The 12,626-nt window shown below is 70.6% G+C and carries 8 protein-coding genes; 6 read left to right on the forward strand and 2 right to left on the reverse strand.

Translation table 11 applies throughout. The features are described from left to right. Positions 1–71: 71 nt before the first annotated feature. Positions 72–1,577 carry an APC family permease gene (locus ACFWYS_RS20780; RefSeq protein WP_384770757.1) on the forward strand — a complete coding sequence of 502 codons (1,506 nt, stop codon included), beginning with the start codon at positions 72–74 and terminating at the stop codon, positions 1,575–1,577. 10 nt (positions 1,578–1,587) lie between these two features. Continuing rightward, positions 1,588–2,547 carry an LLM class F420-dependent oxidoreductase gene (locus ACFWYS_RS20785; RefSeq protein ID WP_384770759.1) on the forward strand — a complete coding sequence of 320 codons (960 nt, stop codon included), beginning with the start codon at positions 1,588–1,590 and terminating at the stop codon, positions 2,545–2,547. Positions 2,548–2,625: 78 nt separating this feature from the next. On the opposite strand, the gene ACFWYS_RS20790 is transcribed toward ACFWYS_RS20785, so the two are convergent. Continuing rightward, a complete protein-coding gene (locus ACFWYS_RS20790) occupies positions 2,626–4,008 on the reverse strand; it encodes an FAD-binding protein (protein WP_384770762.1) in 1,383 nt (460 codons plus the stop codon). Positions 4,009–4,075: 67 nt separating this feature from the next. Next, positions 4,076–5,878, reverse strand: coding sequence for a glycoside hydrolase family 15 protein (locus ACFWYS_RS20795; protein ID WP_384771204.1), 1,803 nt, complete (start codon positions 5,876–5,878; stop codon positions 4,076–4,078). A gap of 496 nt (positions 5,879–6,374) precedes the next feature. Here ACFWYS_RS20795 and ACFWYS_RS20800 point away from each other — a divergent pair, with 496 nt between their 5' ends. The 4 genes from ACFWYS_RS20800 to ald all read left to right on the forward strand — a co-directional run bounded on the left by ACFWYS_RS20800 (position 6,375) and on the right by ald (position 12,282). Then, positions 6,375–8,042: a CTP synthase gene (locus tag ACFWYS_RS20800; protein WP_384771207.1), complete on the forward strand. Its 1,668-nt coding sequence runs from the start codon at positions 6,375–6,377 to the stop codon at positions 8,040–8,042. A gap of 95 nt (positions 8,043–8,137) precedes the next feature. Further along, positions 8,138–8,764, forward strand: coding sequence for an NUDIX domain-containing protein (locus tag ACFWYS_RS20805; RefSeq protein WP_384770765.1), 627 nt, complete (start codon positions 8,138–8,140; stop codon positions 8,762–8,764). Positions 8,765–8,934: 170 nt separating this feature from the next. Further along, positions 8,935–11,022, forward strand: coding sequence for a tetratricopeptide repeat protein (locus ACFWYS_RS20810; protein ID WP_384770768.1), 2,088 nt, complete (start codon positions 8,935–8,937; stop codon positions 11,020–11,022). A 135-nt stretch (positions 11,023–11,157) separates the two neighbouring features. After that, entirely contained in the window at positions 11,158–12,282 is a 1,125-nt protein-coding gene (gene ald, locus ACFWYS_RS20815; protein ID WP_272116438.1) for an alanine dehydrogenase, read from the forward strand. The last annotated feature ends 344 nt before the right edge of the window (positions 12,283–12,626 follow it).

A 12,626-nucleotide genomic window follows, 5' to 3' on the forward strand; every position in this document is an offset into this window, starting at 1 on the left:
ACTGACGTATCCGAAGCCGCCCGAGCTTTCACCTTCGGATTTCGTTGCGAAGGCACCTTGAGAGGGATGGAATGACAAAAACACCCGCGCGCGAGGTACACCGGCTCAAGGCGAACTCGGTGGGCCTGGTGGGCGTCGTCTTCATGGCCGTCGCCACCGCCGCGCCGATCACCGCGATGACCGGCAACCTGCCCATCGCGGTCGGCTTCGGCAACGGCACGGGCGCGCCCGCCGGCTATCTCTTCGCGACGCTCGTGCTGACGGTGTTCTCCGTCGGCTACGTCGCGATGGCCCGCCGTATCACCGCCGCGGGCGCCTTCTACGGCTATATCTCGCACGGGCTCGGACGGATCACCGGCATGGCGTCCGGGATGCTCGCCGTGCTGGCGTACGTCGTCTTCGAGGCGTCCATCGTCGGCGTCTTCTCGTACTTCGCGCAGACGACGGTCCACGACCAGCTCGGCCTCGACCTGCCCTGGATCCTCTACGCCGCCGCGATGCTGCTGGTCACCGCGGTCCTGGCGTTCTTCGACATCAACCTCACCGCGAAGGCCCTCGGCGTGATGCTCATCGCCGAGATCGCGGTCCTCTTCGCGGTCGCCACGGCCGTACTGCTGCACGGCGGCGGCCCGGACGGCATCCCCGTCGAGCCGATCAACCCCAAGAACGCCTTCACCGGAGCCTCCGCCGGTCTCGGTCTGTTCTTCGCCTTCTGGTCGTGGGTCGGCTTCGAGTCGACGGCGATGTACGGCGAGGAGTCCCGCGACCCCAAGCGGGTCATCCCGCGCGCGACGCTCATCTCGGTGATCGGCGTCGGGATCTTCTACATCTACGTCTCTTGGATGACCATCGCCGGCAACGGCCTCAAGGGCTCCGTGAGGATCTCCTCCGGCACCAGCCCGCTCGACCTGTTCTTCGACCCGGCCCACACCTACATCGGCGCCTGGGCGGTCGACGCCTTCCAGTGGCTGCTGATCACCGGCTCGTTCGCCTGCGGAATGGCCTTCCACCAGTGCGCGGCGCGCTATCTGTACGCCGTCGGCCGCGAGGGCTTCCTGCATCCGGCGCTGGGCCGGACTCATGCCCGGCACGGGTCGCCGCACATCGCGTCGTTCGTGCAGTCGGTGATCGCGGTCGGGCTCGTCGGCGCCTTCTGGCTGACCGGGCAGGACCCGTACGTCCACCTCTACACCCTGCTGGCGATCCTCGGCACGATGGCGATCCTCATCGTGCAGACCCTGTGCTCCTTCGCGGTCATCGGCTACTTCCGCCGCAACCACCCCGAGGACCGCCACTGGTTCCGCACCTTCACCGCCCCGCTGCTCGGCGGCCTCGGGATGCTCGCGGTCGTCGGGCTGCTGGTGACCAACCTGGACACCGCGGCCGGTACGGCGGCCGGATCGCTGTTCTTCAAGGCGATTCCGTGGATCGTGGGGCTGGTCTTCTTCGGCGGACTCGCGCTCGGGCTCTGGTTGAGGGCCCGGCGGCCGGAGCGGTACGAGGTCATCGGGCGGATCGTGCTGGAGGACTCGGCCGAGCGGGAGGAGGACCCGGTTACCGCGCGTGCGGCGGGGTAGCGGCGCCCGCATGGACTTCAGCGTGGTCGCCGTGGCACGGGAGGACGACAGTCCGGTCGAGGAGCCGTTGCGGGTGGCGGTGGTCGCCGATCGGCTCGGGTACCGCGAGGTGTGGGCGGGGGAGGGGCCGACCTGGGACTCCTTCGTCCTTGCCGCCGCCATCGGGCGGGACACCGAGCGGGTGGCGTTGACGGCCGGGCCGGTGGCGGTGTCGGTGCGGGACGCGTTCGGCATCGCGCGGGGTGCGGCGTCCGTCGCGGCCGTCGTCGGGCGGCCGGTCGGGGTGGCGCTCGGGACGTCCAGCAAGCGGGTCGTCGAGGGCGTGCACGGGGTGCCGCGGGTGCGGCCCGCGGCGGCGATGGAGGCCTCGGCGGCGGCCGTACGCCGCTTTCTGCACGGCAGGCCCGGTGAACCGGTCGTCCCCGGCAGCGCCTTCCCGCGCCGCCTCCAGCCGCCCGGCGGCCCGCTCACCGTGGCGGCCTTCGGGGACCGCGCGATCGCCACGGCCGCCGCGCACGCCGACCGGATGCTGCTCGACATCGTCTCGCCGGAACAGGTCCGCGTGCTGCGCGCGAAGCTCGACGCCGCCGCTGAGCGCGCCGGCCGTAGGTCGCCGCCGACGCTGGCCGCCTGGCTGCCGGCCGCGGTCGACCCGGACCCGGCGTCCCTGGCGCAGGTCCTCCGGAGCATCGCCGGGTATCTGACCGTGCCGGGCTACAGCGGCATGTTCGAGGCGGCCGGGTTCGGGGCGGCCGTCGAACTGGCCCGCAGCGGTGCCGACTCCGGCACGCTGGTGCGGGTGCTGCCCGCCGCGGCGGCGGGCACGGTCGGCCTGGTGGGCGACCTGGACGCCGTACGCGCGCGTGCCGAGGAGTACGCCGGGGCCGGGCTCGACGAGATCGCCCTCGTCCCGGCGACGGCGGGCGATCCGGGCGGGGAGCGGACGCTGGCGGCGCTCGCGCGGGCCTGACCGGGCCGCCGTGTCGCGGCCCAAGAGGTCCTGAGCCGTCCTGAGCCGTCCTGAGCCGTCCTGAGCCGTCCTGAGCCGTCAGGCCGGCAGGATGTTGTGGTTGAAGCGGAAGACGTTGTCGGGGTCGTAGCGGCGCTTCAGTTCGGCCAGCCGCCGCGTGTTCTCCTTGCCCACTCCGGCCACGACCCGCTCGGCGCCCTCATCCCCGATGAAGTTGAGGTAGACCGCGCCCGTGCTCCACGGCCGGGCGTCGGCGCGGACATCCCGGACCCACCGGACGCACCGCTCGTCGTCCGCGGGGTCCTCCCAGATCCCGAAGGGATGCACCGCCCAGGGGGCGTCGCGGTAGGGCACCGGGTATTCGCGCGGGCCCGCGGCGATGGCCCCGCCCAGCGGGAACAGCACATGGATGGTGCCGGTCGGCGTGGGCATGGCCTCGCCCCCGGCGCAGAAGGCGTCCACGTATTCGTCGGGCGCGCCGGTCAGATACTCCGCCGACCAGTAGTTCCGCATCCCCGGCGGATCGTCGAGCATGCACTGCACATCGGCGTACGGCATCGCCCCGACGATCTGCGACTCGTGCGGCAGCGCCAGCAGCGGCTCGGCCAGCTTGAGCATGTCCCCCTCGGGCCCGGCGTACGTCAGCAGGGCACCGCACAGGAGCGTGCCGACCAGGTGCGGCGGGACGAACTCCTCGGGCGGGCCGGTGAGATACAGCACGCCGCCGCTCGCCTCGTCGGGGGCCGCGGCGATCAGCTCGCGATAGGTGCGGACGACCTCGGAGCCGAACTCCGGGAGATACAGCACCAGCGCGATGCAGAACTCGGGCAGCTCATGGAGCTTCAGGGTGAGTGAGGTCGCGACGCCGAAGTTGCCGCCACCGCCGTGCAGGCCCCAGAACAGCTCCGGGTTCTCGTCGGCGTTGGCGTGCACCCGCTCGCCGTCGGCGGTGACGAGCTCGACGCCGAGCAGGTTGTCGACGGCCAGTCCGCACCAGCGGTCCAGCCAGCCGGAGCCGCCGCCGAGGACGAAACCGCCGACCCCGGTGGTGGAGGCCCGGCCGCCGGTCGTGGCGAGGGCGTGCGGCTGGCAGGCGCGGTCCAGGTCGCTCATCGTGGCGCCGCCCGCGACCCGCACGGCCTCGGCCGCGGGATCGATGCCGACCGCGCGCATGTGCCGCAGGTCGACGACCAGTCCGCCGTCGTTGACCGCCATGCCTGCCACACTGTGCCCGCCGCCGCGCACCGCGATGTTGAGGTCCAGCTCCCGGCCGAACCGCACCGCCCGCACGACGTCGTCCTCGTCCACGCACTGGGCGATGACCGCGGGCCGGCGGTCGATCATCGTGTTGAAGACGGCCCGGGCTTCGTCGTAGCCCGGATCTCCCGGAGCGAACACGTCGCCGACCAGATCCTCGCGCAGCGCGGTGAGGGCCGCGCCCGCCTTCGATGGGGAGGCCATGGGGCGCCCCCTTTCGTGCAGGGGCTGATGGATCCCAGCGTAGGCAGGCTTCGGCCGACGGTCCTGTTCAGCCGCCGTACGCCCCGGACGCCGTCAGACGCAGCGCCGTGTCGATCAGCGGAACGTGACTGAAGGCCTGCGGGAAGTTGCCGACCTGACGCTGGCGGACCGGGTCCCACTCCTCCGCCAGCAGTCCGAGGTCGTTGCGCAGCGACAGCAGCTTCTCGAACAGCTTGCGGGCCTCGTCGACGCGGCCGATCATCGCCAGGTCGTCCGCCATCCAGAACGAGCAGGCCAGGAAGGCACCCTCATCGCCGGGCAGGCCGTCGACGCCCTCGTGCTCGCCCTCGGTCGGATAGCGCAGGATGAAGCCGTCCGGGGTGGACAGCTCGCGCTGGATCGCCTCGATGGTGCCGATGACGCGCTTGTCGTCCGGCGGCAGGAAGCCCATCTGCGGGATCAGCAGCAGGGACGCGTCCAGCTCCTTCGAGCCGTACGACTGTGTGAAGGTGTTGCGCTCCTTGTCGTAACCCTTCTCACACACGTCCCGGTGGATGTCGTCGCGCAGCTCGCGCCAGCGCTCCAGCGGGCCGTCCGCGTCGCCGGACTCGATGAGCTTGATGGTGCGGTCGACGGCGACCCAGGCCATCACCTTGGAGTGCACGAAGTGGCGGCGCGGGCCGCGCACCTCCCAGATGCCCTCGTCCGGCTCGTCCCAGTGGTCCTCCAGGTAGCGGATCAGCTTGAGCTGGAGCAGCGAGGCGTAGTCGTTGCGGGCCAGGCCCGTCATGTGCGCCAGGTGCAGGGCCTCGGTGACCTCGCCGTACACGTCCAGCTGGAGCTGGTGCGCGGCGCCGTTGCCGACCCGGACCGGCGCGGAGTTCTCGTAGCCGGGCAGCCAGTCCAGCTCGGCCTCGCCCAGCTCGCGCTCGCCGGCGATGCCGTACATGATCTGCAGGTTCTCCGGGTCGCCCGCGACGGCCCTGAGCAGCCACTCGCGCCAGGCGCGGGCCTCCTCACGGTAGCCGGTGCGCAGCAGCGAGGAGAGGGTGATCGCCGCGTCGCGGAGCCAGGTGTAGCGGTAGTCCCAGTTGCGGACGCCGCCGATGTCCTCGGGCAGGGAGGTCGTCGGGGCCGCGACGATGCCGCCCGTCGGGGCGTAGGTCAGCGCCTTCAGCGTGATCAGCGAGCGGATGACCGCCTCGCGATAGGGGCCGTGGTACGTACAGTGCTCGACCCACTCGCGCCAGAAGTCCTCCGTCGCCTCCAGCGACTGCTCGGGTTCGGGCAGGGCCGGCGGCTGCTTGTGCGAGGGCTCCCAGGAGATCGTGAACGCGATCCGCTCACCCGGGGCGACCGTGAAGTCCGAGTACGTCGTCAGCGACTTGCCGTAGGTCTCGGCCTCCGTGTCGAACCACACCGAGTCCGGGCCCGCGACGGCGACCGTACGGCCCTCGTGCTTGTGCACCCAGGGCACCACCCGGCCGTACGAGAAACGCATCCTGAGCGTCGAGCGCATCGGCACCCGGCCCGAGACGCCCTCGACGATGCGGATCAGCTGGGGCGCGCCGTCACGCGGGGGCATGAAGTCGATCACCCGGACCGTGCCGCGCGGCGTGTCCCACTCGGACTCCAGGATCAGGGAGTCGCCGCGGTAGCTGCGCCGGGCAGCGGTGGGCGGCGGGGCGTCGGAGGCGTGCGCGGGGCCGAGCCGCCAGAAGCCGTGTTCCTCTGTGCCGAGCAGACCGGCGAAGATGGCATGCGAGTCGAAGCGGGGCAGGCACAGCCAGTCCACTGTGCCGTCCCGGCAGACCAGTGCAGCGGTCTGCATGTCTCCGATGAGTGCGTAGTCTTCGATGCGCCCGGCCACGTGCAACTCCAGTCGAACGGCCACGTCACCCCCTATGTGGAAAGGGGGCTCTCGCTTAGTGCGGTCAAGGGGTGGTTGTAATGCGTCGTTGAGCCGTGAAGCAAAGCAGTCGTCTCCGCCGTGAGGCAAAACGACAGTCTCTTCTCGACAATCTCTGCTCAACGAACTGACGAGCCATCGTTGTTCCGGTGGTTACGGGCGAGGGGTGGTGCCGTGTTGCCGGCCGGGCTCGGCAGCGAATGTCCGAGCAGGATACGACGCACGTAGATGATCTGCGTGCCGGTCCGGGCAACCCGGGTCGGCCGAACGGGTGAGCAATGGGTGACCGATGCGCGGGAAATCGGTGAAGGGTGCGGATCCGTGCCGGCTCATGTGCGGAGCGTGGCCGGAAGCCATCGGTCCCTGGCGCTGATACCCTGGTAGCCCGTGGACCGGTGGGCGTACAGACCCCCGAACCGCACTTCAAGATCGCGACCACGGGAGCCCCCTCTTGGCCATGCCGCCCGCTGCTTTTCGAACCAACGCAGCCACGACGACCAAGCACATCTTCGTCACCGGGGGTGTCGCCTCCTCGCTCGGCAAGGGCCTGACGGCCTCCAGCCTCGGCATGCTGCTCAAGGCGCGGGGTCTGCGCGTCGTGATGCAGAAGCTCGACCCCTACCTCAATGTCGACCCTGGCACGATGAACCCCTTCCAGCACGGCGAGGTGTTCGTCACCAACGACGGCGCCGAGACCGACCTGGACATCGGCCACTACGAGCGGTTCCTCGACCGTGACCTGGACGGCTCGGCGAACGTCACCACCGGCCAGGTGTACAACACCGTGATCGCCAAGGAGCGGCGCGGCGAGTACCTCGGCGACACCGTGCAGGTCATCCCGCACATCACCAACGAGATCAAGCACCGCATCCGCCGCATGGCGACGGACGAGGTCGACGTCGTGATCACGGAGGTCGGCGGCACGGTCGGCGACATCGAGTCGCTGCCGTTCCTGGAGACCGTCCGCCAGGTCCGTCACGAGGTCGGCCGTGACAACGTCTTCGTCGTCCACATCTCGCTCCTGCCGTACATCGGCCCCTCGGGAGAGCTGAAGACGAAGCCGACCCAGCACTCGGTTGCGGCGCTGCGCAACATCGGTATCCAGCCAGACGCGATCGTGCTGCGCTGCGACCGTGAGGTGCCCACCGCGATCAAGCGCAAGATCTCGCTGATGTGCGACGTCGACGAGGCCGCCGTGGTCGCCTGCCCCGACGCCCGCTCGATCTACGACATCCCCAAGACCGTGCACGGCGAGGGCCTGGACGCCTATGTCGTGCGCAAGCTGGACCTGCCGTTCCGCGATGTCGACTGGACGACCTGGGACGACCTGCTCGACCGCGTCCACAACCCGGACCACGAAATCACCCTCGCGCTGGTCGGCAAGTACATCGACCTGCCCGACGCCTACCTCTCGGTGACCGAGGCGCTGCGCGCGGGCGGCTTCGCCAACAAGGCCCGCGTGAAGATCAAGTGGGTCACCTCCGACGACTGCAAGACCCCGGCCGGCGCCAAGCAGCAGCTCGCCGACGTGGACGGCATCTGTATCCCGGGCGGCTTCGGCGACCGTGGTGTGCTCGGCAAGGTCGGCGCGATCAAGTACGCCCGCGAGAACAAGATCCCGCTGCTCGGCCTGTGCCTGGGCCTGCAGTGCATCGTGATCGAGGCGGCCCGAAACCTCGCCGACATCTCCGACGCCAACTCCACCGAGTTCGACCCGGCCACCTCCCACCCGGTCATCTCCACCATGGCCGAGCAGCTCGACATCGTCGCCGGTGAGGGTGACATGGGCGGCACCATGCGGCTCGGCATGTACCCGGCCAAGCTGGCCGAGGGCTCCATCGTGCGCGAGGTGTACGACGGCAAGGAGTACGTCGAGGAGCGGCACCGCCACCGCTACGAGGTCAACAACGCCTACCGCGCGGAGCTGGAGAAGAAGGCGGGCATCCTGTTCTCCGGCACGTCGCCCGACGGCAAGCTCGTGGAGTACGTCGAGTACCCGCGCGAGGTCCACCCTTACCTGGTGGCCACGCAGGCCCACCCCGAGCTGCGCTCGCGCCCGACCCGCCCGCACGCGCTGTTCGCCGGCCTCGTGAAGGCCTCGGTCGAGCGTAAGAATTCGAAGTAACACGAGAGTTGTACGGTGGCCGGGGTGCAAACCTTCAAAGGTTGGCGCCCCGGTTTCCTTGGCCGGTCTTTTGAGAGCGTGTGGAAGGGCAGGGCATGACGATCGAGGACACCCCGGAGGAGTGGGAGATCCGCGCCACGAACACCCCCTTCGTGGGCAACAAGACCTCCGTCCGCAGGGACGACGTGGTCATGCCCGACGGCTCGGTGGTGGGGCGCGACTACCAGGTCCACCCCGGCTCGGTGGCCGTCCTCGCCCTGGACGACGAGGACCGTGTCCTGCTCATCAGGCAGTACCGCCACCCGGTGCGGCACAAGCTCTGGGAGATCCCGGCCGGGCTGCTCGACATCCCCGGTGAGAACCCGCTGCACGCCGCCCAGCGCGAGCTGTACGAGGAGGCCCACGTCAAGGCCGAGGACTGGCGGGTGCTGACCGACGTCTACACCACCCCCGGCGGCTGCGACGAGGCCGTACGGGTCTTCCTCGCCCGCAACCTGTCCGAGGCCGAGGGGAAGCGCTTCGAGGTGGAGGACGAGGAGGCCGACATGGAGCACGCCCGCGTGCCGGTCGACGAGCTCGTCCGGGGGGTGCTCGCGGGCGAGCTGCACAACAACTGCCTCGTCGTGGGCGTGCTGTCGCTGGTCGCCGCGAGGAACGGCGACGGTCTCGACGCGCTGCGCCCGGCGGAGGCGCCGTGGCCCGCGCGCCCCTTCGAGTCCTGAACGGGCACATCCACCCGTCAGTGTGAAGATCGGCTGATCCGGTCGGGGGATGTCCTCGCCGTGCCCGCCGTGCTCCGCACGGAACGTAGCAGAGCGTGAACTAGGCTCTGAATACGCCCGAACCGGAGTCCCGGCGGGCTTGCGCGTGTGGTGGGACGGGAGCGTGGCCCGTGACGGATCAGGTGGTGGACACAGGCGGCGTGCAGGTGTCGGCTCACGCGTCCGGCGAGAACCAATTCCTGGGCCGCACCCGCGAGTTGAAGGAGCTGCGCGCCGACATCGAGCGCGCGGGCCTGGACACCCTCTCCGGCCGCAAGGCGCCACGCGCGCGCGTACTGCTCATCGCCGGCCGCCCGGGCTCGGGCCGCACCGCGCTCGCCGAGGAACTGGTACGGCAGGTGGCGGACCGTTACGCCGACGGCGTGCTGCGCGCCCGGCTGAGCGAACCCGACGGCACCCCCGTCCCCGTCGAGCGCGCCGCCCGCGAGCTGCTCGGCGCCCTGGACCGGCCGATCCCGCCCGGCGCCGCCGAGGACGACCTCACGGCGGCCCTGCGCAAGGCCCTCGCCGGGCGCCGGGCCCTGCTCCTGCTGCACGACGCGGCGGAGGCCGAGCAGGTCGACGCCCTGCTGCCGGACGCCCCGGAATGCCTGGCCGTCGCCGTCTCCGCCGGACCACTGACCGGGATCTCCGACGTACGGCCGTGCACGCTCGGCGGCCTGGACACCAAGTCGGCCGTGGAGCTGCTGTCCCGGCAGGCCGGCTCGGTCCGCATCACCGTCGATCCGAGGGCCGCCGAGGGCCTGGCCGAGGTGTGCCAGGGGCAGCCCGCCGCGCTGGTGCTGGCCGGGGGCTGGCTCGCCGCCCGCCCCAAGGCGGCCGTCGCCGACCTCGCCAAGCAGCTGCGCGCCGAGGGCGAGGAGGGCACGGCGCTGAGCCGGGTCTTCCGCCTCGTCTACGCGTCCCTGTCCACCCCGGCCGCCCGCATACTGCGCCTGCTCTCCCTCGCGCCGGGCATCCTCGTCGACCCGCACACCGCCTCCGCGCTGGCCGGCTCCTCGGTCGACAGCGCCCGCACCACCCTGGACGACCTCGCCGCCCGCGGCCTGCTGCACGCCGTCGACTCGCCGCTGCCGCAGTACGAGGTGCCGGCCTGTCTGCACCCGTACCTCAAGACCCTCACCGAGACCCAGGACCGCCCCGCCGAGCTGCAGCTCGCCCGCGCCCGCATGCTGGAGCGGAGCGTACGGCTGCTGCAGTCCTGCCGGGCGATCACCGAGACCGACACCCCCGAGACCCGCCAGAAGCTCCTCGGCATGCCCCAGGCGCTGCGCTTCCCCAACCCGCGCGCGGCGGCCGACTGGCTGAACATCCGCCGGCCCGCCCTGCTGGCCTCGGCCCGGGCCGCGGTCGCCGACGGGGAGCTGGACACCGTCGCCCGGCGCCTGATGTCCCAGCTGGTCAAGGCGCTGGTCGCGCACGTCGGCACCCAGGCGGCCGCCGACGACCTGTACGCCGTCCACAGCCTGGTCCTCGACGTGGCCGAGCGCCGGAACCTGCCCCGCGAGAAGGCCGCGGCCCTGCTGAACCTCGGCGACGTCGACGCCAGGACCGGCCGTACGCAGGCGGCGCTGGTGCGCTATCGGGCCGCTCTGGACGCCGGACGACAGGCGAACGACCCGTATGCGACCGGCCGCGCGATGGAATCCGTAGGCGGCGCCCATCTGGAGCTCGGGGACTACGACCGGGCCGCCGACTGGTTCGGCCGGGCGCTGGCCCAGCGGCTGGCCCGCGACGAGCGCGCGGACGCCGCCCGGCTGTACGGCCGCATCGGCGCCGCCCACACCTTCGCGGGCCGGTACGGCGAGGCGCTGCGGCACTGGCGGGCCGCGGTCGCCGGGCACCGCAAGAACGGCGACCTCGCCGCTCACGCCCGGGCGTTGAGCGAGCTGGCGCGGGTCCAGGAGTACGCGGGGCGGCCCGAGGAGTCGCTGCGCACCTGCCAGGAGGCGGTGGAGTGGGCACGGCGCGCCGAGGATCCGCGGCTGCACGCGGCTCTGTACATGCGGCTCGCCGACACCCTGGACCACCTGGGCGATCCCGCGGCCGCGCAGCTGCACCGGGGCGCCGCTCGGCGGATGCTGGGGGAGGAGCCCGAGGAGCCCGATACGCAGGTGCCGGGGCCCGAGCAAGATGCTTTCGAGCCGGAGAGCGGTGCCAATGCCTGCGAAATCCGTAGTGCATCCGCTGAAGATTGATGCAATGAAAGGCTAGACAGCGGGTACGCCTTCATTAGACTGGCTCTGCCGCACCTTCTCCTGCGGTGTCTCCCGGTGTGCCCTGCATGCCTGGGTATGTCTTGCAATGCCCCCACACCCTCTGAGCCAAGGACCGTGATCGACGTGAAGGTCGGCATCCCCCGCGAGGTCAAGAACAACGAGTTCCGGGTGGCCATCACCCCCGCAGGTGTGCACGAGCTGGTGCGCCATGGCCACCAGGTCGTCATCGAGCGCGGCGCCGGTGTCGGCTCGTCGATCCCGGACGAGGAGTACGTCGCCGCAGGCGCCCAGATCCTCGGCACCGCCGACGAGGTGTGGGCCACCGCCGACCTGCTGCTGAAGGTCAAGGAGCCCATCGCCGAGGAGTACCACCGGCTGCGCAAGGACCAGACGCTCTTCACCTACCTGCACCTGGCCGCCTCCAAGGAGTGCACGGACGCCCTCATCGAGTCCGGCACCACGGCGATCGCCTACGAGACCGTCGAGCTCCCGAGCCGCGCCCTGCCGCTGCTCGCCCCGATGTCCGAGGTCGCGGGCCGCCTGGCCCCGCAGGTCGGCGCCTACCACCTGATGCGCGCCAACGGTGGCCGCGGTGTGCTGCCGGGCGGTGTCCCGGGCGTGCTGGCCGGCCGTGCCGTCGTCATCGGCGGTGGCGTCTCCGGCTGGAACGCCGCGCAGATCGCCATCGGCATGGGCTTCCACGTGACCCTGCTCGACAAGGACATCAACAAGCTCAAGGAGGCGGACAAGGTCTTCGGCACGAAGATCCAGACCGTCGTCTCCAACGCCTTCGAGCTGGAGAAGGCCTGCCTGGAGGCCGACCTCGTCATCGGTGCCGTCCTCATCCCGGGCGCCAAGGCCCCGAAGCTGGTCACCAACGAGCTGGTCTCCCGGATGAAGGCGGGAAGTGTCCTTGTCGACATCGCGATCGACCAGGGCGGCTGCTTCGAGGACTCGCGTCCCACCACGCACGCCGAGCCGACCTTCCCGGTCCACAACTCGGTCTTCTACTGCGTCGCCAACATGCCCGGCGCGGTGCCCAACACCTCCACCTACGCGCTCACCAACGCCACGCTGCCCTACATCGTCGAGCTCGCGAACAAGGGCTGGGTCGAGGCGCTGCGCCGTGACCCGGCGCTGGCCAAGGGCCTCAACACGCATGACGGCAAGGTGGTTTACCGCGAGGTCGCCGAGGCACACGGCCTGGAGCACGTGGAGCTCGAAACGCTGCTCGGCTGAGCCGATCGGCTAAGTCACTTTCTGGTAAAGGCGATACGTCAACACAAGTCGTCAACCGCACACACCCGGCCGGACCTTGCCCGAAAAGGTCCGGCCGGATGTGTGTATGGTCACTTTGCGACTCTCGGTCAACTCGCCTCGAACGCAACGCTTCGACCGATTCGCACACCGGTGAAACCTGCTGTGCGACGGCCGTACGCCCTTGACAGCGGGATGTTTCATTGTCGACACATCTGCCCGGTCCGGCGGATTGTGTTGCTGCGGACCGCCGACACGCCATAGAGTCGCCAGCTGTCGGCATGGTGCCACGCTGACCTGTCTAGAAATTTCCTGGTCACCAAGGA

It is taken from the genome of Streptomyces sp. NPDC059010 (genome assembly GCF_042740355.1).
GTDB lineage: Bacteria > Actinomycetota > Actinomycetes > Streptomycetales > Streptomycetaceae > Streptomyces.